The sequence below is a fragment of the Archangium minus genome (assembly GCF_044360475.1).
GTDB lineage: Bacteria > Myxococcota > Myxococcia > Myxococcales > Myxococcaceae > Archangium > Archangium minus.
Genome location: NZ_CP043494.1, coordinates 2,363,243 through 2,387,408, shown reverse-complemented (window position 1 = coordinate 2,387,408; position 24,166 = coordinate 2,363,243). Strand labels below are relative to the sequence as shown.

The 24,166-nt window shown below is 68.2% G+C and carries 21 protein-coding genes and 1 pseudogene; 14 read left to right on the top strand and 8 right to left on the bottom strand.

From position 1 onward, the window contains the following. The first annotated feature begins 2 nt into the window (after window positions 1-2). The 4 genes from F0U60_RS09810 (at window position 3) to rsgA (ending at window position 5,111) form a co-directional block, all read left to right on the top strand. Complete coding sequence (locus tag F0U60_RS09810; protein ID WP_395817074.1) at window positions 3-1,541, top strand: nitrogen regulation protein NR(II); 1,539 nt, start codon at window positions 3-5, stop codon at window positions 1,539-1,541. 78 nt (window positions 1,542-1,619) lie between these two features. Further along, window positions 1,620-3,038 carry a sigma-54-dependent transcriptional regulator gene (locus tag F0U60_RS09805; protein WP_395817071.1) on the top strand — a complete coding sequence of 473 codons (1,419 nt, stop codon included), beginning with the start codon at window positions 1,620-1,622 and terminating at the stop codon, window positions 3,036-3,038. Window positions 3,039-3,127: 89 nt separating this feature from the next. After that, window positions 3,128-3,979: a hypothetical protein gene (locus F0U60_RS09800; RefSeq protein WP_395817069.1), complete on the top strand. Its 852-nt coding sequence runs from the start codon at window positions 3,128-3,130 to the stop codon at window positions 3,977-3,979. Window positions 3,980-4,025: 46 nt separating this feature from the next. Next, a complete protein-coding gene (gene rsgA / locus F0U60_RS09795; protein ID WP_395817065.1) occupies window positions 4,026-5,111 on the top strand; it encodes a ribosome small subunit-dependent GTPase A in 1,086 nt (361 codons plus the stop codon). Here the strand turns inward: rsgA and F0U60_RS09790 are convergent. The 5 genes from F0U60_RS09790 to F0U60_RS09770 form a co-directional block, all read right to left on the bottom strand. Beyond that, entirely contained in the window at window positions 5,080-5,532 is a 453-nt protein-coding gene (locus F0U60_RS09790; RefSeq protein WP_395817062.1) for a hypothetical protein, read from the bottom strand. The two genes, rsgA and F0U60_RS09790, sit on opposite strands and share 32 nt — an antisense overlap. Window positions 5,533-5,977: 445 nt before the next feature. Next, window positions 5,978-7,375, bottom strand: coding sequence for a wax ester/triacylglycerol synthase family O-acyltransferase (locus F0U60_RS09785; RefSeq protein WP_395817060.1), 1,398 nt, complete (start codon window positions 7,373-7,375; stop codon window positions 5,978-5,980). Window positions 7,376-7,378: 3 nt separating this feature from the next. Next, window positions 7,379-8,155: a hypothetical protein gene (locus F0U60_RS09780; protein WP_395817057.1), complete on the bottom strand. Its 777-nt coding sequence runs from the start codon at window positions 8,153-8,155 to the stop codon at window positions 7,379-7,381. Window positions 8,156-8,216: 61 nt separating this feature from the next. Then, on the bottom strand, window positions 8,217-9,209 hold the full coding sequence (locus F0U60_RS09775) for a methyltransferase domain-containing protein (protein WP_395817054.1): 993 nt from the start codon (window positions 9,207-9,209) through the stop codon (window positions 8,217-8,219). A 141-nt stretch (window positions 9,210-9,350) separates the two neighbouring features. Then, entirely contained in the window at window positions 9,351-9,794 is a 444-nt protein-coding gene (locus tag F0U60_RS09770; protein WP_395817052.1) for a hypothetical protein, read from the bottom strand. Window positions 9,795-10,087: 293 nt separating this feature from the next. Between F0U60_RS09770 and F0U60_RS09765 the strand changes: the two genes are divergently transcribed. Next, the gene (locus F0U60_RS09765; protein ID WP_395817049.1) at window positions 10,088-10,873 is read left to right on the top strand and encodes an expansin EXLX1 family cellulose-binding protein; all 786 of its coding nucleotides are present in this window, start codon (window positions 10,088-10,090) and stop codon (window positions 10,871-10,873) included. A gap of 10 nt (window positions 10,874-10,883) precedes the next feature. Further along, window positions 10,884-11,561, top strand: a complete 678-nt coding sequence (locus F0U60_RS09760; RefSeq protein WP_395817047.1) for a hypothetical protein — start codon at window positions 10,884-10,886, stop codon at window positions 11,559-11,561. A 21-nt stretch (window positions 11,562-11,582) separates the two neighbouring features. Here the strand turns inward: F0U60_RS09760 and F0U60_RS09755 are convergent, their stop codons facing one another. After that, on the bottom strand, window positions 11,583-12,137 hold the full coding sequence (locus F0U60_RS09755) for a VUT family protein (RefSeq protein ID WP_395817044.1): 555 nt from the start codon (window positions 12,135-12,137) through the stop codon (window positions 11,583-11,585). Between the two features lie 82 nt (window positions 12,138-12,219). Between F0U60_RS09755 and F0U60_RS09750 the strand changes: the two genes are divergently transcribed. Continuing rightward, window positions 12,220-12,657: a hypothetical protein gene (locus tag F0U60_RS09750; RefSeq protein WP_395817042.1), complete on the top strand. Its 438-nt coding sequence runs from the start codon at window positions 12,220-12,222 to the stop codon at window positions 12,655-12,657. Between the two features lie 12 nt (window positions 12,658-12,669). On the opposite strand, the gene F0U60_RS09745 is transcribed toward F0U60_RS09750, so the two are convergent. Further along, complete coding sequence (locus tag F0U60_RS09745; RefSeq protein ID WP_395817040.1) at window positions 12,670-14,802, bottom strand: M3 family metallopeptidase; 2,133 nt, start codon at window positions 14,800-14,802, stop codon at window positions 12,670-12,672. Window positions 14,803-14,959: 157 nt separating this feature from the next. On the opposite strand from F0U60_RS09745, the gene F0U60_RS09740 reads away from it, so the two are divergent. The 5 genes and pseudogenes from F0U60_RS09740 to F0U60_RS09720 all read left to right on the top strand — a co-directional run bounded on the left by F0U60_RS09740 (window position 14,960) and on the right by F0U60_RS09720 (window position 20,373). Then, window positions 14,960-16,372 carry a hypothetical protein gene (locus F0U60_RS09740; RefSeq protein ID WP_395817037.1) on the top strand — a complete coding sequence of 471 codons (1,413 nt, stop codon included), beginning with the start codon at window positions 14,960-14,962 and terminating at the stop codon, window positions 16,370-16,372. A 564-nt stretch (window positions 16,373-16,936) separates the two neighbouring features. Continuing rightward, window positions 16,937-17,656 (top strand): hypothetical protein, encoded by a 720-nt coding sequence (locus tag F0U60_RS09735; protein ID WP_395817034.1) that lies wholly within the window; start codon window positions 16,937-16,939, stop codon window positions 17,654-17,656. Between the two features lie 48 nt (window positions 17,657-17,704). Beyond that, a complete protein-coding gene (locus tag F0U60_RS09730; protein ID WP_395817032.1) occupies window positions 17,705-18,421 on the top strand; it encodes a hypothetical protein in 717 nt (238 codons plus the stop codon). Between the two features lie 298 nt (window positions 18,422-18,719). After that, a pseudogene (locus tag F0U60_RS09725) lies at window positions 18,720-19,888 on the top strand (IS4 family transposase). A 149-nt stretch (window positions 19,889-20,037) separates the two neighbouring features. Continuing rightward, window positions 20,038-20,373, top strand: a complete 336-nt coding sequence (locus F0U60_RS09720; protein WP_395817029.1) for a putative quinol monooxygenase — start codon at window positions 20,038-20,040, stop codon at window positions 20,371-20,373. Window positions 20,374-20,781: 408 nt separating this feature from the next. Here F0U60_RS09720 and F0U60_RS09715 read toward each other — a convergent pair whose 3' ends face one another. After that, window positions 20,782-21,798 carry a pyridoxamine 5'-phosphate oxidase family protein gene (locus F0U60_RS09715; protein ID WP_395817026.1) on the bottom strand — a complete coding sequence of 339 codons (1,017 nt, stop codon included), beginning with the start codon at window positions 21,796-21,798 and terminating at the stop codon, window positions 20,782-20,784. 151 nt (window positions 21,799-21,949) lie between these two features. Here F0U60_RS09715 and F0U60_RS09710 point away from each other — a divergent pair, with 151 nt between their 5' ends. Together F0U60_RS09710 and F0U60_RS09705 are read left to right on the top strand one after the other, a co-directional pair. After that, window positions 21,950-22,777, top strand: a complete 828-nt coding sequence (locus tag F0U60_RS09710; RefSeq protein ID WP_395817023.1) for a helix-turn-helix domain-containing protein — start codon at window positions 21,950-21,952, stop codon at window positions 22,775-22,777. A 9-nt stretch (window positions 22,778-22,786) separates the two neighbouring features. Further along, complete coding sequence (locus F0U60_RS09705; RefSeq protein ID WP_395817020.1) at window positions 22,787-24,103, top strand: amidohydrolase family protein; 1,317 nt, start codon at window positions 22,787-22,789, stop codon at window positions 24,101-24,103. Window positions 24,104-24,166: the final 63 nt, after the last annotated feature.

Genomic DNA, 24,166 nt, shown 5'->3' with positions numbered 1-24,166 from the left:
CGATGACCCAGGCGTGGATCAGCCTCGGGGCCTGCGCAGGGCTGCTGGCGCTGGCAGGCCTGGCCCTGGTGCGTGTGGGACGCAGCCCGATGGCGCTGCCCCTGTCGGTGCTGTGCATCGCGCTGTCCACGTGGAACTTCGCCGACTTCGCCCTGGCGCACTCGGGCGAGGCGGGCTGGCGCCTCATCGCCACGGGCGCGGCGCTGATGAGCGCTCCGTCGGCCATGCACTTCATCCTCTCCTTCGTGGGCGAGCGGCGCCGGCTGTCCGCGGTGATGTTCTCCGCGTACGGCGTCTTCGGAGCGCTGGCGGTCACCACCCTGGTGGGGCTGGGCTCGACGCGAGTGGCCGCGGCGGTGGTCTCGCGGGGCTTCGCCGTGACGGTGCTGGCGCTCAGCGCGCCGCTGTTGCTCGGTGGCTTCGGCCTTCTCACCTGGCACCTGCGCCGCGAGGTCCGCTCCACCGAGCGCACCCGAGCGGGGCTGCTCCTCACGGGACTGGCGCTGCTGGTGACGCTGCTGGGCACGGACATGGTGGCGGTGCTGGGCCCGGACGTGCCGCGCCTGGGCAACCTGGGCACGCTGCTGGGCCTGCCGGCGATCGCGGTGGTGGCGCTGCGCCTGCGCCTCTTCGGCAGAGATCTCTCCAACGCCCACGCGATGTACGCGCTGCTGCTGGCGTTGATGGGCGTGCTGTCCTACCTGGCCGTCTTCCAGGTGTTCGCCGCGCAGTACGGTGCGCTGGTGGTGGGGACGGCGGCCATCACCTTGGCGCTGCTGGCCATCACCCGCCGAGGCGTCATCGCCTTCGTCGCCCAGCGCGAGCGGCTGGAGCAGATGGCCACCCTGGGCCGCTTCTCGGCGCAGATGGCGCACGACCTGAAGAACCCCATCGCCGCACTCAAGGGAGCCGCGCAGTACCTCAAGGTGGAGCACGCGCAAGGGCGGCCCTGGGACGACAAGGGCGAGTTCTTGGATCTCCTGCTGGAGCAGGTGGAGCGGTTGGATCGCGTGGTGAACACCTACCAGCGTCTGGGCCGGGTGGAGCCGTTGATGCAGCCGCTGGACCTGAACCAGCTGGTGGCGAGCGTGCTGTCCCTGCAGACCTTCACCGGCCGCCCTGAGGTGGAGCTCCGGCGCGAGCTGACGGTGGGCCTGCCGCGCTGCGCGGGGGACTGGGATTTGTTGGCCAACGCGCTGGAGAACCTGGTGCGCAACGCCTTCGAGGCCATGCCGCGCGGGGGCATCCTCACCCTGCGAACACGGCTCGAGGGAACAGGGGTGGAGCTCAGCGTCGAGGACACCGGCGAGGGCATGAACGTGCGCACCCTCGAGCGGGCCTTCGACGACTTCTACACCACCAAGGCCACGGGGAGCGGGCTGGGGCTGGCCTTCGTGCGGCGAGTGGTGGAGGCCCACGGGGGACAGGTGACGCTGACGAGCCACGAGGGACAAGGCACCACGGTGACGCTGCGCCTACCGGCCTCCGACGTGCGCGCGGGAGCCCTGCTCGAGAGAGAAGTGGAGCCCTGGCCGGGCTGAGAGTGAAACGAGCTGCCGCTGACGAGCCCGCGAGGGCGCGGTAGCATCGGACGGCCCCGTACCAGGAGACGAAGCACCGTGGCCGAGCTGCTCAAGGGAAGCGTGTTGCTGGTGGATGATGACCCGGCTGTAGCCAAGGTGCTCGGCGCGCTGCTGGGCCAGGCGGGGCTCACCGTGCACACAGCCAGCCATGGGCAGGAGGCGCTTGCCCTGTTGGGCCGCAAGCCCATCGACGTGGTGGTGAGCGACGTGCGCATGCCCGGCATGAGCGGCATGGAGTTGCTCGCTGAGGTGGGGCGCTCCTGGCCGGACGTGCCCGTCATCCTCCTCACCGCACATGGAACCGTGCCGCTGGCCGTGGAGGCCATGAAGGCAGGCGCTGCGGACTTCGCCCTCAAGCCCTTCGACCGGGAGGAGATCCTCTTCAGCATCCGCAAGGCGCTCCTACGGGCGCAGCAACAGCAGGAGGGCACGCGTCCCCTGGTGAAGGAGGCCAGCAGCTTCGTGGGCCACAGCACCGCCATGGCCGAGGTGCAGGCGCTGCTGACGCGGGCGGCCACGGGTACCGCCACGGTGCTGCTGCGCGGCGAGTCCGGCACGGGCAAGGAGCTGGCCGCCAAGGCGGTGCACGACGCCAGCCCCCGTCGCGGCGGTCCCTTCGTGAAGCTGCACTGCGCGGCCCTGCCGGACACCCTGCTGGAGAGCGAGCTGTTCGGCTACGAGAAGGGCGCCTTCACCGGTGCGGCCACGCGCAAGCCGGGCCGTGTGGAGCTAGCCAACGGCGGCACGCTCTTCCTGGATGAGATCGGCGACATCACCCCGCAGGTGCAGGTGAAGCTGCTGCGGCTGTTGCAGGAGCGCGAGTTCGAGCGGCTCGGCGGCACGCAGACGCTGAAAGTGGACGTGCGCTTCGTGGCGGCCACGCACCGCAACCTCGAGGAGATGGTGCGCAAGGGCGAGTTCCGCGAGGACCTCTTCTACCGGCTCAACGTGGTGCCGGTGTGGCTGCCCCCGCTGCGAGCCCGGACCGAGGACATCGAGCCGCTCGTGCGGCACTTCCTCGACGTGCACGCGAAGGCCAATGGCAGGCCGCCCTTCACCCTGACGCCGGACGGACTCGCGGCCCTGCGGTCCCAGCCGTGGCCCGGAAACGTGCGCCAGTTGCAGAACTTCATCGAGCGCCTGGTGGTGCTGTCGGATGGGCCCCTCATCACCGGTGACGAGGTGATGCGCGAGGTCGCGCGGCAGCCGGGCATCGTCCCGGTGGCGCCCGCGCCCGTGCCCGTGAGTCCCTCGCCGAGCACCCCGGCCGTCCCCATGGCGGGAAGCACGAATGGCGAAGGGCGAACGCTGGAGTCACAGCGCAAGGAGATGGAGCGACAGGCGCTGGTCGACGCATTGAAGCGCGCCGGGGACAACCGCACCCTTGCTGCGCGCCTGCTCGGTATCAGCCGACGCACCCTCTACAACAAGCTCGAGGAGCACGGGCTGGTCTAAGGGAGCAGGCAGAGCCCGGCACGCTCGCCCGGATGCTTGGGAGGGAGGAAGTTTCGAAGCGCCTGAACCCGTGCTCCCCGAAATACCGCGTGCCCTCCATCTTCATGGACATGGGCCAGACACTTCGTCGGACGTCTCGTCGGTCTCAGGGTGCACTGCTGATCAGCCTGGGGCTCCTGCTAGGCCTCGCCTCTCCGGCCTGGGCCGTGGAGCTCCTCTACCCAGAGCGGAACGCCACCCGCGAGCTGGCGGTGAGCACGCCCGAAGGCCAGCCGCTCGGCAAGGGCTCGCTCACCCAGTGGACGGAGGGAGAGCGGCTCCACGTCCTGCTGACCTACCGCTACGACGATGGACGAATCATCGAGGAATCCGCCGTCTTCCTCACGCAACCGGAGCTCGTCCAGGAGCGCTGGAACTGGCGCGAGCGCAAGGAGGGGCAGACGACGCGACAGTTCACCTTCGACTTCGGCAGTGGACGAGCCGTGGGCCTCACCCGCGAGGGCGGCAAGACGCGCCGGTACACCGAGCAGTTGAAGGTGGAGCCGGGCCGCACCTTCGCCGGAGTGGGCTTCGCCCTGGTGGCGAAGAACCTGTTGCCACAACTGCGCCAGGGAGAGGAAGTGAAGCTGCAGGCCCTCGCCGCCACGCCCAAGCCGCGCAAGGTGAATGTGAAGCTGTCTCGCGAGGGAACGGAGTCCCTGACCCTCGCCGGACAGACACTCACGGCGGACCGGGTGGTCATCCATCCGGAGATCGGCCTTGCCTCCCTCGTGGTGAAGGCTCCGGACACGAACCTCTACTTCACCGGCTCCGGGCCCCCCGTGATGGTGGGCGGAGAGGGGCCGGTGCTCGAACCAGGAGACCCGGTGGTGCGCACCGAGCTCCTCCCGCAGCGACGAGCCCCCGCGGCGGCCCGGCGGCAGACCTCGCCCAACCGTTAAGCGCCCTACCCCAACCCTCCTGGGATGGGCATAGTCTGTGCGCCGCATGAGCATGGACGAGCACGCCTTGGAGAAACTCGGCTGGGGACCCTCCTTCCAGGAGGCCTGGGCCCCCCGCGCGAGTGAAGGAGAGGAGCCGGCGCGCATCGCCGCTGACTATGGCGTGGAGTACGTCCTGTACTCGGCGCGAGGGGACCTGAGGGCCACCGTCCCGGGGCGGCTGCGCATGGCCATCCGCAAGGGAGAGTCCGTGCGCCCGGTCGTCGGGGACTGGGTCTCCTTCGAGCCTCGCATCCAAGAGGGCACATCCATCATCCAGGCCGTGCTCCCCCGGCGGACGCAGCTCGCCCGCAAGGCCGCTGGCCGGACCGACGAGGAGCAGGTGGTCGCCGCCAACGTGGACGTGGTCTTCCTCGTCTCCGCGCTGACGCGAGACCTGAACCCGCGGCGGCTCGAGCGCTACCTGGCGCTCGCCTGGGACAGCGGGGCCCAGCCCGTGGTGGTGCTCACCAAGACGGACCTGTGCGAGGACGTAGAGGCGGCCCGCGAGAGCATCGCCGCACTGGCTCCGGACGTCCCCCTCCACACCGTGAGCAGCGTCACCGGTGAAGGCCTGGACGCGCTCTGGCAGTACATCGGCGGCAACCGGACGGTGGCGCTCATCGGCTCGTCCGGCGTGGGCAAGTCCACGCTCATCAACCGCCTGGTGGGCACCGCGCGCATGGTGGTGGGCGAGGTGCGCGAGGACGACAAGGGCCGGCACACCACCACGCACCGCGAGCTGTTCGTGCTGCCGCAGGGAGGCCTCGTCATCGACACACCGGGCATGCGCGAGCTCGGGCTGATGGAGAGCGAAGAAGGCCTGCGCACCGCCTTCGTGGACATCGAGGAGCTGGCAGCCGGGTGCCGCTTCAACGACTGCCGCCACGAGAAGGAGCCTGGGTGCGCCGTCCAGCAGGCGATCCGGGACGGGCAGTTGCCCTCGGAGCGCCTGGAGAACTACCACAAGCTCGTCGTGGAAGTGGCCCGCCAGGAGCGCCAGCGCGACGCGCAGGCCCAGGCCCGCGCGAAGCAGGACACGAAGAAGACCACGCGCGCCTTCAATGACTTCCAGAAGAAGCGCGGCCGGTGAACACCGCACCGGCCCTCTGTGGCGCTCTTTCATCCGCTCTCGCTCGGGGAACGGTCCAGGCTCCCGAGTGCTGAGCGCGCAGTGCGTCCGTGGCCAGTGCCAAGGCAGCGCGGGCCTGCACGACCAGGAGTGAGGACAACACCACGAGCACCACGAGAATGAAGGGCCCGCGCTGTCTCTGGGGAAGCTGACGGAGGCCGCAGTGGAAGAACAACCAGGCGAACAGGAGCGAGAACCCGAGTGAGCCGCCGATGACCGCCGTGACGAAGTGCTCGGGCGGTGCGGCGTGGATGACGAGCGCGCCGGCGACGATGAGGGCCACCGCGGTCGTCTGGGTTCTTCGTGAGGCCAGGGCCTTCACGAGCTGAGTGTAGACATGGGGGCACATGGCGCTCTCCTTGCCTCGAGGGAATCGAGACATGTCGTGGAAATCTCCCGAGCCCCGTCCGGGACCTGACCTGCACGCGCACCTGGGCCCAGGCTCGGCTCAATGGGAGAGCGAAGCGGAAGGGTGCACCTCGGGCTGAAAGCCCGCCAGGTTTCGGACGGATGGGAAGGGAGAGGATGGAGAGCTGGCGACCCGACCCCGCTACCAATCGCTCAGCGGTGGCGGCCTGTGGCCCGGACAGGCTCCGAGCTCTCGCTCTCCACCTGTGACATCACCCAGGAAGAAGCGGCAATGAACCCGATGCCGTGCCTCCTTGGGCGGCAGCCAGGTCTAGCGATCTCCTCACACGGCTCGAGCGTCATGGCCCTGGTCCTCTGCGAATAGAGTCTCCCGAAGGAAAGACGTTCCGACTCCGGGTTGTGAGCGCGGCCCGCTTCCGCCCGCCCCTCCTGGTGTGGACCCGCCAGTCGCTCAAGGCTCAGTGCACCGGATGGGAATGGCCAGACGCCCTCACCGCTTCGGCCAGGGCGTCGAGCTCCTCCTCGAAGTCGGCGATGAGCTCTCGCGGCTCCGGCACCAGGCCCGCGTCCGCCGCCACGCCCAGCGTCACGTGCCCCGCATAGCTGAAGATGCTCAGCCCCAGGCCCAGCCGCGCCGCCATGGGCACCCAGAACATCACGCCCGCGAGCCTCGCTCCCGCCAGGTACACCGGCCGCTTCGGCCCCGGCACGTTCGTCAGCACCAGCGAGGCCTTCCGCCTCATCACATCCACCGCCATCCGCTCCACCGGCGCCGGCGCCATCCCCGCCGCGGACAACATGCCGAACACCACCGCCGCCTCCGGCGAGCGCTTCAGATTGTCCATCCGCCGCTTCAGCTCCCACAGCCGCTCCACCGGGTCCGCCAACCCGAGCGGCAGGGGCAGGAACACCACCCCGAACCGGTTGCCCAGCTCTCTGGGAAGGGGCTCCCTCAAGGGCCGTAGGTTCACCGGGACGACCGCCCGCACGTCCTCCGGCGACTGTCCCCGCGCCTCCACGTAGCGGCGCAGCATTCCCGCCACCACCGCCATCACCACGTCGTTCACCGTGCTCCCGGTGCCGTGGCCGATCTCCCTCACCTTTCCCACCGGCACCGGCCGCGACCAGGCCACCCGCTTCTCTCGTCCGAGCTCGCCCGTGAAAGGGGACGGAGGATCCTGCATCAGCGTCAGCAACCTGCTCAGCGCCGAGGCACTTCGCGCCCCTTCCACGGCCAGGTCCATGAGCTGGATGGGCTCGGCCAGCAGCTCCGCGCCCCGCTTCCACGCGGCCCGCGTCGAGCCCAGCACCGTGCGAGCGCCCCGCAGCAGCCGGGCCAACCGCCCCGAAGCATCCTCCGCTTCCTCAAAGTCCTCCCTGCTCCCGCCCCCGGAGGCCCGCTCGTCCGTGAGCGACAGCAGCACCCGCGCCAGCGAGATGCCATCCGCGATGCAGTGGTGCACGCGCAGCAGCAGCGCGCCCCCGGCCGCATGGTCCTCCATGACGTGTAGCGCCCACAGCGGCCGGGAGGAGTCCAGGGGCGTGCTCATGGACTCGGACACCAGCGCCTCCAGCGCGGCGCGGCCCCCAGGTGCGCGCAGCCGTGTGCGCCGCAGGTGGTTCTCCAGACGGAAGGCGGGGTCATCCTCCCAGCGTGCGGTCCCCAGGAGTCCCCCGGGCACCACCCGCTGCCGGAAGCGAGGGTAGCGCTCCACCAACCGCTCACGAACCACGTCCTTCAACCTCTCCAGGTCCACGGGCTCGTCAAACCAGAGCACCGCCGTGATGACCATGAGGCTCGTGGGCTCCTCCATCTGGAGCCACGCGGCGTCTGCGTGGTGCATCCGCTCGGACATGGGTTACTCGGCCTGTTCCTTCTGCTCCTGCGTCTGGCGGCGGAACTGGAACGTCTGCCGGGAGGGCGTCTGCGCCGTCAGGGTGAGCGTATCCCCCTCCACGTCGTACGTGTACACGGGCCGCTGGAACTTCCCCTTGGACAGGCCGATGACGCGGGGCTTGCCACACACCGGCCCCACCGCCTGCCCGGACTTCGTCCACACCTGCACCGTGTCCTTCTTCTCGTCCACCTGGAAGGCCCCCCAGGAGCGGATCTCCAAGGTATTGCCCCGCCCCAGCGTGGCGTCCTCCAGCTTCGTGCGCAGCAGGAAGCAGCCCCCGGACGTCACCACCAGCGCGCTCTCGAAGTCCGGGCGCGGCTTCACATCCACGCCCTCCTCCTGCCCTGCGAGCCGAGGCCGCTCCTCGGGCCGGATGCTCGCCGCCTCCAGCGTCCAGCGGCCCACCACCTCCTCGGGAACCTTGCCCGCCCCCACCGAGGCGTCCGCGCAGGGATCTGTCGTCTCCTTCTCAGGGCTGGGCGGCGCGGGCTCGAAGGTGCGCCCGCATTGCTTGCCGCAGACGCGCGACACACAGGCCGAGTCGTCCGGGCCACAACCGGACTTCTCGGCGCACTGCGCCAGCGCGTCCAGCGCCTGCTCACACCCCTCCGCCAGACACTTGTCCACGCACGTCACATCAATGCACTGGGCCACGCACACCCAGTTGGCCGAGCCGCACCGGCCCGCCAGGGTGCGCGGCTTGCCCGCGGCCGATGCGCCCGCGGGGTTCTGTGCCATGGCAGACGGTGTCAGCAACAGGAGGAGCAGGACGAAGCTGGAAACACGCAGGTGGGTACCCTCACACGAAGCTCCACCGCCATGTGGTGACGTCCGACAGCTCCGGCAACGACAACTCCAGGCGGATCGTCTCGTAGCGGGCAAAGTCCCGGGGATCCACCCGCAGCAGGAGCACCGGAGTACAGGCCCGCGGACGATTGGGGAAGGTGTCGAAGGACAGCTCGGAGTCGAACCCGGCCCGGTAGAAGAGGCACAGGCCGTCCACGCGACCCTCGCGCACCACCGGCCGCTCCAGCCGCAAACGCGTCGGCAGCGAGCCCGCGCGCAGCGTCTCCAGGTCGAGCGCGAAGGCGGGCTCCGCGTCGCACAGCCGCCGCTCCACGTCCTGCGGCCGAATAAACCGGGTGAAGTACGCGGGGTTCATCGTGTCCCGCAGCACCTGCAGGCAGGTGAAGTCCACGTCCGGCAGGCGCTGGTTCCAGATGAAGGGCAGGCGCGCCTCCTCGCGCAGCTGCACCGGCTCGAAGAAGACCTCGAACCGGTTGGGCAGGATGCGGCCCCCGCGTGCCAGGACGCGGTCCCTCAGCCCCAGCAGCTTCGGCACCAGCCCCGTGTCGAAGAGCGCATCCCCCACCTGCTCGTGGAGCAGCACGTCCACCTTCTCCGCCGGCTGGAAGCGCGAGCTGTCCGCGCGGACGAACTCGATGTCCGACAGCCCGTTGCGCCGAGCCACCCAGCGTGCCGTGTCCAGGTTGCGCGAGCGATCCACCGCATACAGCTTGCTCGGGCCACGCCTGGCGGCGAGGAAGGCCCGCAGGCCACTGCCCGTCCCCACGTCGGCCACCACCTGGCCTGGCTTCACGTAACGCTCGATGGCGCGCTGGTACGCGGCCACCCGCTCCGCATCCACCAGCCCCGTGTCTCGAGGGACCGGGCTCGACAGCTCCGGCCCCTCCACGAGCAGGTTGCGCAGCGTGCCCACCAGCGGCAGGTGGAACAGCCTCGATTGCAGGTCTCCCCAGGCCTGACGCGGCAGGTCTCTCAGGTTCGCCATATGTCCCCCCACGGCGCGTGGCGCCATGCTTCCGGCCCTAACCAGGTACGGAAGCCTGAATACCGGGAACGCGGGAAATCGGGAAGGGTCGGCGAACCAGACGTCACTCCCCCAACGGGGAGAGTTTCAGCGAATGAACACTCACGAGCGGCCCAGCACCAGAAGCTTCAGCGCCCCCTCGAAGGGCTGGCCGTAGTCGGCGGCGAGATAGCCCCGCATGCGCATGTGCAGGTCGGCCTCCACGCGGGTGCGGAAGATGGTCCAGGGCTTCTGAGCCATGGTCGCGACCGTGTAGATCATCATCCGCGGAATGGGCGCGGGCACGGCGCACACCACCTCCGTCATGCGGCCCGCCAGCTCGCGGTCCAGCTCCTTGAAGGCATTCGCGTAGCCAATCCGCGCGTTCACCATCCCCGTGCCATCGTGGAAGAAGCAGAAGGTCCCCTGCTGGTTCTTCACGAGCTGACGGATCTGATCGCACAGCGCCTTGCCGTTGAACTCATCGCCGTGCTCAGGATGCTTGAGCAACACCAGGCAGGTCGCCAGCGACGGCGCCTTGAGATTTCCCAGAGCCGCTCGTGTCATGGGCACCCGGTCGGAGGCGTGAGGTTCTGGCTTGGTGGGAACGGGCATGACGCTCACATTCTACGCATGGGAGCGACATTCCCCAGAACGGGTTGATCAGCAGCACCGTTCGTAGTCATCAGGACACGTCTATGACGGAAAGATGTGTCCTGATGGCTGTCTGATTTCCGGCGAGCTCCGGGAGTGCGGGGAGCGGTCCGGCTGTGGCGGGATGTCGGAGAGCGGAACGACGTGCGCGGAGTCCGCGAGGTGCACAAAATGGCCTCCGCGCATCCCTTCGCCCGGAGCCCCCCATGCGCCTCACACACTCGTTCTCAGCTCGTTCAGTCCTCGCCGCTCTGCTGCTGTCACTGATGGCTTGCGGCTCCGATCCAGCCACCCAGGATCTCGGAGGCCCCGATGCAGGTTCCGACACTCCGGCCGGCGGCAATGACGCAGGCACCGGCGGCGGCAGCACGATGACCTCGCGGCCGATCAGCGACTTCAAGAGCGGGGTCATCACCTACTACACGGAGGCGAGCGGCGCCGGGAACTGCAGCTTCGATCCCAGCCCCGAGGACCTGGACATCGCCGCCATCATCAAGACCGAGTACCAAGGCAGCGCGGTGTGCGGCGCGTGCGCGGAGATCCAAGGACCGAAGGGCACGCTGCGGGTGCGCATCGTGGACAGCTGCCCCGACTGCGAGACGGCGGGACACCTGGATCTCAGCCGCTCGGCCTTCTCGAAGCTGGCGGACCCGACCCTGGGCCGCGTGCAGGTGAAGTGGCGATTCGTCACCTGCCCCATGACCGGCCCCGTCCGCTACCGCTTCAAGGAGGGCAGCAGCCAGTGGTGGACCGCCCTCCAGGTGCGCAACCACCACAAGCCCGTGCGCAAGCTGGAGTGGCTCAAGGGCACCACCTGGGTGGAGGTCCCACGCCAGGACTACAACTACTTCGTGGAGCCCGCGGGCATGGGCGTCGGGCCCATCAAGGTCCGCGTGACCTCCTGGGATGGAGAAGTGCTCCAGGACACCCTGCCCAGCGTCCAGGCCGAGCAGATCGTCACCGGGCTCCGCCAGTTCACCCCCCTGCCGTGACGCCTCCCGCATGAGCAGGAAGAAACAGAGGAACGAGGGCACCTGGGCTCCCATCCAAGAGAGCCTCGATGCCTTTCAGCCCGCGCACCTCGCGGTCCGCCTCCGGGAGTACCTCGTCCCGCACCTCCCCTCGGGCACGCGGCGCCTCGACGCACCGACGCGCCGCGCGCTCCTCGAGGGGGTCGACGCACTGCTCTCCGAGCACGCCGGAGCCTGGTACACGAAGGCCGGCGTGCGGCTCGGCAACGAAAGCCTCGGCCAGGGCCAGGCGCCCAACACAGACATAGAGAGCCACATCCAGCACATCCTCTCCGCACTCGGCGCGGCCCACGTGTGGCTGTGCACGCTCGACACGTACTTCCGCTCGCTGGCGCTGCCCCCGGACGAGGCAGACCGCATGGAAGTGTTGTCGGACGCGGTACGGCGAGTCATCGACCTCACCGCCGAGGCGACCCGCGGCACGGGCGCATGGGACCACGCTGCACACCTCGCCCTGGGCTGGTTGTTGGAGTCACAAGGAATCCGCCGCACCGAGCGCGTCGAGCGAGCGCTGCGCGAGGCCCTGGCGGACTTCAAGAGCAGCGCGCCCCCCACCACCGAGCAGGCCCGCCAGGCCGCGAACACCATCGCCCTGGCGGCGGTGAAGGTGGACGTCCGCGTGCGTTACCGGGAAGAAGAGGTCTCCTGAAACCCGGCAGGGACGCTGGACTCAGGCCGGCTGAATGCCGAGCCGCTCGTCCCGGCGCCGAAGCCAGGCCACCAGGGGCAACGACAGCAGCACCATCCACGCCTTGCCCAGCACCTGCCCCAACAGGAAGTCGAGACTGCCAAAGGCGAGCTGGAGGAAGAGGACACTGTCGACGACGAGGCCCACGAGGCTGCTGGCGAGCACGGCCAGCACCAGGCCTCGCCGCTGCAGCGGGGTATAGACGGCAAAGTCAGCCAGCTCCGAGATGGCGAAGGCGCCGCTCGAGGCGACGACCAGCTGCGGCGGAGCGAGCACGCCCGAGAGCAACGCCCCCAGCGCGATGGCCAGCAGCGTCCAGCCCTTGCCGAGCCGGCGCTGCACCAGGTCGCGCAGCACGAAGGCGATGCCGACGATGAGGACGCCGCTCGGAGCCAGAATACCGGGTCCCACGGGAAGCAGGCAGGGGCCATTGTCCGGGCACACCACCCCGACGTGACCGATCATCCAGTTGGAGAGAGGAATCGAGGCCCCGAAGCCCGCCAAATAAAGGAAACCCTCGATTCGACGCTGTTCCATTGCAACCTGCTCCACGACGTAAAACCGAGGGGCCGAGCCACCCGGGGCGCGCGGCATAGCACGTTTCCCCGGAGCTGTCAGAATGGGCCCCAAGATGCCCGCGTTCGATCGCGCCACCTTCGATGACTCACGGTGGCCTCTGCTGCACCTCTGGCTTCCGGGAACACTCTCCGCGCAGGGACTCGAGGAGAGTCTCACCAATGTCAGCGGCTACCTGCACCGCGGCGAGAGGTTCCTGCTCATCCTGGACCTGAGCCGGGCGGGAATCATCCCCCTCGAGCAGCGCTGGCGGATGGTGGAGTGGCTCGATGCGCACAAGCAACTCCTGCGCGAGAGGATGATCGGCATCGCCATCATCATCTCCTCGCCCGTCGTCCAGCTGTCGGTCAGCGCAGTCCTGTTCGCCCGACCCCTCCCCTTCCCGAACATCTCCTGCACGAACCTCACCGCCGCGGAGGCCTGGGCGGCCGAGCGCCTCCGGGAGGAGGCGTGGCACACCCATGCCTGGAAGGGCCGCTGACGGCGGCACCCGCTACATCATCGGCGCCGTCGACTCGAGCTCCTGCGAGTCCAACAACCCCGTCTGCTTGAGCAGTGGCTGGGTGCTGGGAGCGCGGCCACGGAACTCCTGGAAGACCTCCAGCGGGTGGCGGCTGCCACCGAGCGCGAGCACCGTGTCTCGGAAGCGACGTCCGGTGCGGGCCAGCGCCTGCGAGTCAGCCAGCCCCGCCTCCTCGAAGGCGGAGAAGGCATCCGCGGAGAGGACCTCGGCCCACTTGTAGCTGTAGTAGCCCGCGGCGTAGCCACCCGCGAAGATGTGCGTGAAGGAGCAGAGGAAGCGATCCTCCGGGAGCGGCGGGAGTACCGTGTTCTCCGCGGCCACGCGCTTCTGCACCTCGAGGAAGCCGGCCTGCCCGTCGCTTCCGGGCTGGTAGCGGTGGTGCAGCTCCAAGTCCAACGTGGCGAAGTACACCTGCCGCAGCGACATGGAAGCGGCCCGGTAGATGCGCCCGGCGCGAATCTTGTCCTGCAGGTGCTTGGGCAGCGACTCACCGGAGTCCACGTGGCGCGCCAGCTTGGAGAGCGTCTCCTCGTGGAAGCACCAGTTCTCCATGAACTGGCTGGGCAGCTCCACCGCGTCCCACTCCACGTTGTTGATGCCGGCGGCCTCCGGGTAGTCCACACGCGTGAGCATGTGCTGCAGGCCGTGACCGAACTCGTGGAAGAGCGTCTCCACCTCGCGGAAGGTGAGGAGCGCGGGCTTGTTGCCCACGGGCGGCGTGGCGTTGCACACGAGGTAGGCCACCGGCAGCCGCAGCCCTCCGTCGGGCTTGCGCTTGCGGTCGAGCGCGCCATTCATCCACGCCCCGCCGCGCTTGGTGGCCGGACGGCTGTAGGGGTCCAGGTAGAAGGCGGCGATGTCCTTGCCCGACTCATCCGCCACGCGGAAGAAGCGCACGCTCGGATCCCACACGGGCACCTCGCCATCGGCGGCGCGCACGGTGACGCCGAAGAGCCGCTTCGCGGTGTCGAACAAGCCGTCCAGCACACGTGGCAGCGCGAAGTACGGCCGGAGCTCCTCGTCGGTGTACGCGTAGCGCTCCTCGCGCAGCCGCTCGGCCCAGAAGGGCACGTCCCACAGCTTCAGCTCGAGCGAGGCATTGCCCGTCTTGCGGCGCGCGTACTCGGTCAGCTCGGAGTGCTCCTTCCGAGCGCGCGAACGTGCGGCGTTGCGCAGCTCACCGAGCAACTGCTCGACTGCCTGCACGCCGGGCGCCATCTTCGCGGCCAGGCTCACCTCGGCGAAGGACGAGTAGCCGAGCAGGCGAGCCTTCTCCCGGCGCAGGGTGAGGATGCGCTCAATGAGCGTCCCATTGTCCGAGTCCCCGGAGGAAGCGCGGGTGACGAAGGCGCGGTAGAGCTTCTCGCGCAGGTCCGGCCGGCGCGAGTGCTCGAGGAAGGGCACGTAGCTGGGAGCATCCAGGGTGATGCGCCAGGGCCCCTTCTCGGGGGTGGGCTCGGGGGCGCCCTCGGCCAGTCCCTGCTTCGCCATCTGGGCGGCCATGGCGAGCGCGCTGGGCGGCAGGCCCTCCACCTCCTCGGGCTTCGTCAGCGTCATGGACCAGGCCTTGTTGGCGTCGATGACGTTGTTGGTGAAGCGGGTGGACAGCTCGGCCAGCTCGCGCTCGATGTCCTGGAAGCGCTCGCGGGCCTCGCCCTCGAGTCCCACGCCGGACAGCTCGGCGTCACGGATGGAGGCGTCGATGATGCGGTGCTGGGCCGGGTCGAGCGTCTTCCACTCGGGCCCCTCGCGCAGGCCCTTGAGCGCCCGGTAGAGGGGCACGCTCTGGCCAATGCGCATGAAGGTCTCGACGACATCTCCCTCGACAGCGGCGTGGGCCTGGCGCAGCTCCGGGCTGTTCTGCACGCCCATGAGGTGGTTCACCACGCCCCACGCGAGGCCAATGGGCTCGGTGATGGCGGACAGACGCGCCACCGTCGCTTCCCACGTGGGCTTCACATCACGCTCGAGCGCATCGAGGTCGGCGTTCAGGCGCGCCAGCAACTCGCGGATGGCCGGCTCGACGTGCTCCGCGCGGATGCGGTCGAACTTCGGGAGTCCTTCGGTCTGAAGCAGCGGATTGTCAGAAATGGAGGCAGTCATCACCCGCTGACGTTAGGGCAGCCGCTCTCAGTTGGCAGCAATCACGTGGGGGATGCCAGGCGGGCAGTCAGGGAGTGCACGTCCTTGGAGACCGGGAAGCCGCCAGGATGTTGGAGCAGTTGACAGGCAACGGGGCGCACTGCACTCACAGCAAGCCATGATCTCCCTCGCCCTCGCGGCCTCGCTCGCCGCCGCCCCCGCGCCCCGCGCCGCCACCTCGGCGGAGACCGTCGTCCATATTCCGCGGACGGACGCACTCCAGGGAGTCACCGCCTTCCTCGACCGGGCGGGACAGAGCGCCGCCCTGCTGCGGCCCGTCGTCTGGTACGCCGAGCTCCACCCCTTCCTGTCATTCGACCTGAGCCAGCCGGCCACCCTCACCCGCCTGGGCATCGACCCCACCGGCCCCCTCACCGTCTCCCTGCGCGGGGGAGGCCGCATCTCCTGCACGCGCCTGACGGACCCGAAGGTCTTCCAGCAGAAGGCCGCGGAGATGCTGGTCACCGCGAGCGGCAAGGCCGAGGCGACCCCCACCACCTCCGGCGGAGTCACCACCGTGAACGTGCTGCGCGAGTCCGGAGGCCGGGCGGGCTATGCCCTCAAGGGACAGGAGGCGTGCGCCTTCTCCAGCGCCAGCGGGGGCTTCGTGGACGATGGCCAGGGGCAGGTGCTGCTGAAGGAGGCCTCGCGGCTGGTGAGCAAGGCGCCCAAATCCGATGCGCGGCTGGCCCAGCTTCCCGGCTCCGTGTACGTGCTGCTGCCGGGCCGCGGCATGGTGGTGGGCGTGGACGGAAGCGCCACCGAGTTGCGGCTGGAGGGCACCGCCACGCAGCTGCCCCTGCCCCCCTTCCAGGCCTCGGGAACGAGCCCCTACGGCGCGATGAAGCCCGAGGGACTGCTCTTCTCGCGAGCGCGGGTGGCGCCGGCCGGGGTGTCCCAGGCGGTGGGCAGCGTGACCGCGAGCATCCAGCAGGTGTGCCCCTCCTGCCCTCCGGCCCAGGTGGCCTCGGTGGCGCGCGCGGTGGCCGAGCACCTCACCGGCCATGTGTTGATGGTGGTGGACGGCGTGAGGTCGCGCCCCAACCTGCGCACGCTGGAGGGCCGCTTCTTCGCGCCACGCCAGGCCTTCGCCGCCGAGGTGACGGACGCCGCGGCGGTGAAGAGCGCGCTCGCGCCGCTGGCGAAGTTTCCCGGAGCAAAGGCGACGGAGGATGGGTACGCACTGGATGTGAAAGGGGGCACACTCTTCGTTCGGCTGAAGGGCCGTCAGCTCGTGGTGGGCAATGACGAGGCGGTGAGCCGCTCGCTGCTGGCCGCGCTGCCCCAGGCGGGCGCGAAGCTGCCCCACGCGGTGGAATACACCGTGGACCCGAAGCGGCTGGCGAGCGGGTTGAACCAGGTGTCACTGATGGATGTCGTCGCCGACAAGCAGCTCGCCGGGCTCTTCGCCATGGGGCTCGAGCTGGGCCCGCTGCTGAGCCGGAGCGAGCGCATCTCGGGCTGGCTCGACAGCACCACGGGTGGGGCGCACCGCTTCTCCACCACCTGGACGCTGCCCGCCACTCCCTGAGCCCCATGACGCAACAGCGTTACACCAGTTAGCAGTGTTGCAGGCTGGCTTTCTTGTAATGCCAAAAGCCAGGAAACCGACGTGCGCGCAAACCACATGCCCAAGGCCCGCTGCATGCCAAGGGGTGTGACAAGTGCGTGTCATCCTCCTGCTAAAGCAATGCATTGCGTCAACGCTTGACAACCATCGCAATGCGTCATCGAGCACGCGTGCTCGGCCAGGTAAAACCTTCATGTCGCTGCGCTGACAAAACGGAATCATTCCCTCTGAGCGAGCAAGAAACAGAAGGCATAGGCAAACTCACTTATCCGCCCTATGCGTTCTTGTCTCTCGCGCTCCACAGGGGCGTGTGTATATTCAAGAAGACGCTCAGCCAGCGCAAACCTCTCAAGACCCATTTTTGCAAGGTCTGAGAATCCGCCAATACCATCACATTTAATGAGTCCCATTAAGCGGGAAGGGCTGTCAGACCCACCTGCTACTCACGCGGCCGATGTTTGCAATGACTGAGCGCGTGGTGTCGTTGCCGTCATGAATCAAATCACCCTGGAGAGGTATACAACGATGAGAAAGTTGATGAGCAGCGCCGTGTGCGCCATGGCAGTGGCGACCTCGTTCGTGGCCGTGCAGACGGAGGCCCAGGCCGCCGCGCCCGTGTCCGTGAGCTACACCTTCGCGCAGGGCACGCAGGGCTGGACGGCTGGGTTCGCCGATCTTCCGACGGATTACGTCCAGACGGGCATCTACAACACCGCCTTCGGGTGGGGCACCATTCCGGATCAGTCCTCCGGAGTGAGAGGCCTGCTGCTCCAGAGCACCAACCGCAGCGACGATGTCTTCATGTACATCACGAAGAAGATCGACGCCTCCGTGGGCCTGGCTCCCAACAAGCAGTACACCGTCTACCTGAACTTCGACCTCGCGACCGACGCCAGCGAGGGGTCGATCGGCATCGGCGGCTCCCCGGCCAACTCCGTCTACGTCAAGGCCGGGGCGGTGAATTTCGCGCCCGCCCTCTACGTGCAGGATAACGGCGGCACCCCGTACTACTTCATCAACGTCGACAAGGGCTACCAGGCCAACAGTGGCGCCGACATGGAAGTCATTGGCAACCTCGCCAAGCCCAACTCGGACGTGGAGGGCTACCAGCTGAAGCACTTCGAGCACACCTTCACCGTGACGACCAATGCCAAGGGTGAGGCCTACCTCATCATCGGCACCGACTCCGGCTACGAAGGCTTCACCCGGATCTACTACACGAACATCCAGGCCAGCTTCTACTAAGCCTTGCCTCACAACGCAGCACATCCAACACCCAAGAAAGGGAGTTCCATGAAGAAGCTGATGAGCAGCGCCGTGTGCGCCATGGCAGTGGCGGCCTCGTTCGTGACCGGGCAGACGGAGGCCCAGGCCACCACCCCCGTGTCCGTGAGCTACAACTTCGCGCAGGGCGCGCAGGGCTGGACGGGCGGGTTCGCCGATCTTCCGACGAATTACCTCAGCTCGGGCATCTACGAGACCGCCTTCGGGTGGAGCGCCATTCCGGATCAGTCCGGGGTGAACGGCCTGATGATCCAGAGCCATAACCGCAGCGACGATGTCTTCATGTACATCACGAAGAAGATCGACGCCTCCGTGGGGCTGGCTCCCAACAAGCAGTACACCGTCTACCTGAACTTCGACCTCGCGACTGACGCGCCAGGAGGCGGGTTCGGCACTGGCGGAGCACCGGCCGAGTCCGTCTACGTCAAGGCCGGGGCGGTGAACTACGCGCCCGTCCTCAACGTGGAGAACCACGGCAGCACCCCGTACTACGTCCTCAACGTCGACAAGGGAAATCAGGCGACTGATGGCGCCGACCTGCAGCTCGTTGGCAACATCGCCAAGCCTGACTCGGAAGTGCCCGGCTACCAGCTGAAGCACTTCGAGCACACCTTCACCGTGACGACCAATGCCAAGGGTGAGGCCTACCTCATCATCGGCACCGATTCCGGTTACGAGGGCTTCACCCGGCTCTACTACACGAACATCCAGGCCAGCTTCTACTAAGAGGCTGTTTCGCTAGAAGCTTCCGTCATTTCCTCGCCCGAGGAGCAGTCGATTTAGGGCGAGGCCTGGCGTGGAGACATTCTGGAGACGCGCCGGGCCTGAAACCACCGGGGCCGGAAACCGCTGAGCTTCCAGCGGCTTCCGGCCCCGATTGCATTGGGTTCGTCACCCCACCCATCCCCACCGAGGCCTGAATCAGCGACGAGGGAGGAGTGAGACCCAAGGGCTGAGGCATCCCCTCATTTAGCAAGCTGGCGAGGAGGGGGTCGGTAGGCTGTTTAGTTCGAGCAGTAGGGTCATGGACGTTACCGGAGAAGTGGGTACTTCAGCTATCAACGAGCAGCAGGTCCATGAATTCCTCTCCAGCCTCTTCGCCGAGGACGTCCACGCCAAGCGGGTGCTGTCACTGTCGCTGGCGACGCTGGGGGTCATCCACGCCGCGAGTTTGTCGGTGTACGCCATCGGGCAGGCCGTGGCGGTGGCGCGAGGCACCAAGGGCAAGCACGGGGTGAAGCAGGTAGACAGGTTGCTGTCCAATGCGGGCTTGAACGTGTGGCACCTGTTCAGTCTGTGGGTGCCGTACATGCTGGCCCAGCGCACCGAGGCCGTCATCGCCTTGGACTGGACGGACTTCGACGATGATGACCACACCACCCTGGTGGCTTCGCTGCTGACGAAGCACGGCCGCCCTACGCCCCTGGTGTGGCTGACAGTGCACAAGTCCACCCTCAAGGGCCAGCGCAACGACGTGGAGGACACCGTCCTGCTACGCCTGCGCGAACTGATTCCGGGCGAGGTGAAGGTGACGGTACTTGCCGACCGGGGCTTCGCTGACCAGGCACTGTATGCGCTGCTGGCGCAGTTGGGCTTCTCGTACGTGGTGCGCTTCCGCAAATCCATCACGGTGACGAACACAGACGGGGAGCGCAAACCCGCGGGGAGTGGGTGCCGAAGTCGGGCCACCTGCGCACGCTCAAAGGAGCGCGAGTCACGGCGGACGAGACAGAAGTGGCTGCCGTGGTGTGCCTGAAGAAGAAGGGCATGAAGGATGCTTGGTGTCTGGCCACCAACCTGGTGGATGCCTCCGGTGCCGAGGTCGTCGCGCTCTACCGCCGCCGTTTCACCATCGAAGAGGGTTTCAGGGATGTGAAGGACTTGCGCTTCGGTATGGGCCTGTCTTCGGTGCGCATCGCCGAGACGGACAGGCGAGACAGGTTGCTGCTGGTCAGTGCCCTGGCGTGCGCGCTGCTGACGCTGCTGGGGGCCGCGGGCGAGAGTCTCGGCATGGAGCGCTACCTCAAGGCCAACACCTCCAAGAAGCGCACCTACTCCCTCTTCCGTCAGGGATGTATGTACTACAAGGCCCTGCCCATGATGCGAGAAGCCGAGTTGCGTCCTCTCATGGAGCGCTTCGCCCAACTCGTCCGTGAGCAGCTCGTTTTCCGCGAAGCTTTCGGTCTCATCTAAAATGAGGGGATGGCTCAGACCCAAGGGCCCTCACCGGCCCTCGAGCCCCTTCACGCTCGTCCGCGCAGCAGGTTATTAAACGACTTCTAGCCTGCCGAGTGGTACGACGAAAACCGACCCTCAATGCGCGGTCTGCGTAGGAGAATCGTATGAGTCTTCTGGTACTATGTGAGTTCAGAGCACGGACCGACGGGGAGACAGAGTTCCTGCGGGTGGCGCGGGCATTGGCATCCGCCGCTGCGACCGAGCCGGGAACGTTGCGCTACCAGTGGTTCGTCACGCAAAGGCCCGGTCATTATTCGATCATTGAGGAGTACGTCGACGCTGACGCGGCCGAAACGCATAACAACCATGTGGATTCACTGCTCCGCGAACTCTTTGCGGTGGCTGATCTGGTGTCGGTGTCATTCTACGGGGAGCTCAACCAGTACTTGCGCGAGTGGATTTCCGGCCGCGAGGGTGTTGCAGTCAATTTGCCGTTGTGACGTCGCCCGAGCGCCCCCAACCTACGGGCAAGCCCAGCTCCCGCGGAAGCTCGAGGGGGTGTCAAAGAACTTGAGTAGCACCATGTGACGAGACACGCGGCGGGAAGGAGAAGAGCGGGAAACGCGCCGAGAAGTCCGAACGGCCCTGGCCTCGCTCCGTGGCCGGCCTATGGTCCGCCGTCACGCTGCCGTCACTCCTCTTTCGCTAGTTCACCGCGCTCGCCACGAGCGAGGACATCAGCGCCACGTTTTCTTACGGCAATCCCTTCCCGTCCCACGCTCGGTTGACCGCGCACTCACCAACACCGGCCTGCGCTCCGCCACCGAGTCCCTGCGCACCGCCTTCACCCAGGGGGGGGCCGGCGCCGCGGCGGACGAGCTCGAGCACCTGCTCGCGCAGCGGTCCGGTCAGTAGAGGTTGTCCTTGTAGTCCTTCTCCAAGCCCTTCTGGAGGAGGCCGGTGACGCCGGGAACCGACAGGAGCGCGCCCGCCAGTCGGGCCCCGAGGCCCTTGTCGCTGTTGAGCTTGAGGTGCGCGACGAACACCTTCGCCGGATCGACGCTCTCGGTCCGCGTCTGGAGGGGCCAGAGCCGGGCGCGCACGAGGGTGGGGCTCTCGCGCAGTTCGAGGGCCGGCTGGTCGATGCCGATGACCAGCGTCGGTGTCTTGCCCTGGACGGTGAAGCGCGCGCGCACCGCCTCCTCGCCGGTCGTGAGCCGCGCGCTCCCCGAGAGCTGGACGACGTGCGTGGAGCCGGGAATCAGGAGCGTGGCGGCGACGTGCGGCTGGACGACGATGTTGCGGAAGCTGTCCACCCGGCGGTTTCCCGGGCGATCGGCGAACCAGGCCCTGCCATCCTGGAGACTCGCCATCGTGCCCGCCGGATCTCCCCGGGGGCTGAGGTCTGCGCGTCCCTGGGCGTCGATCGTCGCCAGCGCCATGAAGCGGCAGGCGGCCAGGAAGGTCTCGGCATCCCGTGGCGTGGCCACGCCAGGCGAGGCCGCCCAGAACTCCGAGCGGAGCAGTGCCTTGGCGCAATGGCCGTAGCACTCCTCGACCGTGACGCGCAGCACGCCCTCGTCCACCCGGGCCACCCTGCCGTTGACGCGCAGGGTCTCGCCAATGCCGGGCAGCAGGAACAGCGAGCCGAACCCCATGCCCGGCCGGGCCAGCGTCGGGTCATCGAGCAGCGCGGTGGGCACGCGCAGCTCGTGCGCATCGCCCCCGGCGAAACCAGGGGAGCCGCCACCGAGGGTGACGCCGATGCGCGGAGCCTCCCCGAACCCGGCGAACATCACCGGCGACGCGGCGAGCCAGCGCAGCGCCCCTTCGTCCAGATGATCAATGACCTTGAGGTTCACCGGCGCCGGCGTCTTGCCGATGCGGGCTTCCAATTCAGCCACCGTGGTGATCGCGCCATTCATGAGAGGCTCCTGGGTTCGGGCGCGCCTCGAGGCCGTGCGCGCGGTGGGGTGTCTCCGTCCCTTCAACCTGCGCCGGATTCGCGCTTGACCGCAAGCCGCAACCTGGACAACTTGTTTCGAGATTCGGCCACAACCTCTGAACCGAGCCCGCATGCGCCTCTCGGACGGTGTCTCCCAGCACCTGGATGTCGATCCGGACGAGATCTCCCGGCCCGTCTTCGTAGTGGGGATGGAGCTGGTGACCGGAGGGATGGAGCTGGACTTCCACACCCACCGCAAGGCCCAGCTGTTCTTCGTGAGCCGCGGAGAGGTGACCTGCGAGGCCTCCAACGCCCTGTGGCTCGTTCCGCCTCAGTCGGCGTTGTGGCTTCCCGGCGGGACGAACCACCGCCTCAAGGGCCGGGCCCCGCTCGAGGGGCTCGCGCTGTTCGTGGAGCCCGACGCGGTCGCCACCCTGCCGGGGGAGTGCTGCGCGGTGTCCGTCAGCCCGCTGCTCCGCGAGCTGCTGCTCCGTGCCGCGGCGCTGCCCGTCCTGTATCCGCTCGACGGGCCCGAGGCCCGGCTGGTCACCGTGCTGCTCGATGAACTGGCGACGGCCCAGGTGGAGCAGCTGCGCTTACCCATGCCCACCGACGCGCGGCTCCGGCGGCTCGTCGAGCTGCTCACCGCCTATCCGGCGGACGGTGCCACCCTGAAGGATTGGGCGAAGCGGATGGGCATGAGCGAGCGCACCTTGAACCGCCTGCTCGTCCAGGAGACCGGAATGAGCTTTGGCCGGTGGCGCCAGCGGTTGCACATCATCCTCGCCCTGCAATGGCTCACGCGGGGCGCCTCCGTGCAGAGCGTGGCCATGGACCTCGGCTACGAGAGCGCGAGCAGCTTCGTGACCATGTTCCGCAAGGCGCTCGGCACGTCGCCCGCGCGCTACATCACGCGGCGGCTCGACCTCGCCGACGCGGGCGGTGGCGATCTGAGATAGATGGCGGGCATGAGACCCGCGCTCCTGCTCGCCACCTTCCTGGCGCTCCCGGCTCTGGCCGCCGAGCCGCCCGCCCCCAAAGCCCTCGTCCTCAAGGCCGCACACCTCTTCGACGCGAGGAGCGGCCGGCTCGTCTCCCCCGGCCAGCTCGTCGTGGTGGAGGGCCGCATCGCCTCCGTGGGCCCCGGGGCCGCCATGCCCCCGGGCGCCGAGGTCCTCGAGCTGGGGGAGGCCACGCTGCTCCCCGGCTTCATGGACGCCCATACCCACCTCACCGGCGAGCCCGGCGAGGACTGGCGTCAGGACGTGCTCGACTCCTTCCAGCGCACCATCCCCGAGCAGACGCTCGACGCGCTGCCCTACGCGCGCGCCACACTGTGGGCCGGCTTCACCACCGTGCGCAACCTGGGCGCCTCGGACTTCATCGACGTGGGGCTGCGCAACGGCATCCGCCGCGGCAAGGCCGTGGGCCCCCGCATCCTCACCGCCACCGCAGGCCTCGGCTCCACCGGCGGTCACTGCGACGAAGGCAACTCCTTCCGCAAGGGCGTGCTCGCCGACGAGACGGGCCGCGGCGTCGCCGATGGCCCCGAGGCCCTGCGCGCCAAGGTGCGCGAGAACCTCAAGTACGGCGCCGACCTCATCAAGGTGTGCGCCACCGGCGGCGTGCTCAGCCTCAATGCCGACGTGGGCTCACCCCAGCTCACCCAGGCCGAGCTGGACGCCATCGTCGACGAGGCCCATGCCCACCAGCGCAAGGTGGCCGCCCATGCCCACGGTGCCGAGGGTGCCCGCCGCGCCATCCGCGCCGGCGTGGACTCCATCGAGCACGGCTCCTTCCTCGATGACGCAGCGCTCGCCCTCATGAAGCAGAAGGGCACCTATTACGTGCCCACCGCGCTCGCCCTCCAGGGCGTCCAGGAGCGGCTCGACAAGGGACTGCTCGCCCCGGAAACCGCCCTCAAGGCCCGCACCGCCAGCACCGCCCACAAGACAGCCATCCGCAAGGCCATCTCTACCGGCGTGCGCATCGCCTTCGGCACCGATGCCGGCGTCTTCTCCCACGGCCGCAACGCCGAGGAGTTCGCCCTGCTCGTCGCCGCCGGCCTCTCCCCCGCCGACGCCCTGCGCTCCGCCACCTCCGTCAACGCCGAGCTGCTCGGCGTCCAGGACTCGTTGGGCACCCTGGAGACGGGGAAGATCGCCGACGTCGTCGCCGTCCCCGGCAACCCCCTCCAGGACATCCGCCTCACCCAACGCGTCTTCTTCGTCATGAAGGACGGCGTCGTGTTCCGCAATGACAGAGGCAGGGTGTCACTCCCCTGAGAGAACCCAGGCCAGCCTCCACCACCGGCGCGTCCAGCAACGGCTGGAGCATTCACGAGCTCG

What these genes read in the sequence shown, in the direction of transcription:
- F0U60_RS09810 (WP_395817074.1), top strand. Translation starts at nt 3, where the DNA reads ATGACCCAGGCGTGGATCAGCCTCGGGGCCTGCGCAGGGCTGCTGGCG.
- rsgA (WP_395817065.1), top strand. Translation starts at nt 4,026, where the DNA reads ATGAGCATGGACGAGCACGCCTTGGAGAAACTCGGCTGGGGACCCTCC.
- F0U60_RS09790 (WP_395817062.1), bottom strand. Translation starts at nt 5,532, where the DNA reads ATGTCTCGATTCCCTCGAGGCAAGGAGAGCGCCATGTGCCCCCATGTC.
- F0U60_RS09785 (WP_395817060.1), bottom strand. Translation starts at nt 7,375, where the DNA reads ATGTCCGAGCGGATGCACCACGCAGACGCCGCGTGGCTCCAGATGGAG.
- F0U60_RS09780 (WP_395817057.1), bottom strand. Translation starts at nt 8,155, where the DNA reads ATGGCACAGAACCCCGCGGGCGCATCGGCCGCGGGCAAGCCGCGCACC.
- F0U60_RS09775 (WP_395817054.1), bottom strand. Translation starts at nt 9,209, where the DNA reads ATGGCGAACCTGAGAGACCTGCCGCGTCAGGCCTGGGGAGACCTGCAA.
- F0U60_RS09770 (WP_395817052.1), bottom strand. Translation starts at nt 9,794, where the DNA reads ATGACACGAGCGGCTCTGGGAAATCTCAAGGCGCCGTCGCTGGCGACC.
- F0U60_RS09765 (WP_395817049.1), top strand. Translation starts at nt 10,088, where the DNA reads ATGCGCCTCACACACTCGTTCTCAGCTCGTTCAGTCCTCGCCGCTCTG.
- F0U60_RS09760 (WP_395817047.1), top strand. Translation starts at nt 10,884, where the DNA reads ATGAGCAGGAAGAAACAGAGGAACGAGGGCACCTGGGCTCCCATCCAA.
- F0U60_RS09755 (WP_395817044.1), bottom strand. Translation starts at nt 12,137, where the DNA reads ATGGAACAGCGTCGAATCGAGGGTTTCCTTTATTTGGCGGGCTTCGGG.
- F0U60_RS09750 (WP_395817042.1), top strand. Translation starts at nt 12,220, where the DNA reads ATGGGCCCCAAGATGCCCGCGTTCGATCGCGCCACCTTCGATGACTCA.
- F0U60_RS09745 (WP_395817040.1), bottom strand. Translation starts at nt 14,802, where the DNA reads ATGACTGCCTCCATTTCTGACAATCCGCTGCTTCAGACCGAAGGACTC.
- F0U60_RS09740 (WP_395817037.1), top strand. Translation starts at nt 14,960, where the DNA reads ATGATCTCCCTCGCCCTCGCGGCCTCGCTCGCCGCCGCCCCCGCGCCC.
- F0U60_RS09735 (WP_395817034.1), top strand. Translation starts at nt 16,937, where the DNA reads ATGAGAAAGTTGATGAGCAGCGCCGTGTGCGCCATGGCAGTGGCGACC.
- F0U60_RS09730 (WP_395817032.1), top strand. Translation starts at nt 17,705, where the DNA reads ATGAAGAAGCTGATGAGCAGCGCCGTGTGCGCCATGGCAGTGGCGGCC.
- F0U60_RS09720 (WP_395817029.1), top strand. Translation starts at nt 20,038, where the DNA reads ATGAGTCTTCTGGTACTATGTGAGTTCAGAGCACGGACCGACGGGGAG.
- F0U60_RS09715 (WP_395817026.1), bottom strand. Translation starts at nt 21,798, where the DNA reads ATGAATGGCGCGATCACCACGGTGGCTGAATTGGAAGCCCGCATCGGC.
- F0U60_RS09710 (WP_395817023.1), top strand. Translation starts at nt 21,950, where the DNA reads ATGCGCCTCTCGGACGGTGTCTCCCAGCACCTGGATGTCGATCCGGAC.
- F0U60_RS09705 (WP_395817020.1), top strand. Translation starts at nt 22,787, where the DNA reads ATGAGACCCGCGCTCCTGCTCGCCACCTTCCTGGCGCTCCCGGCTCTG.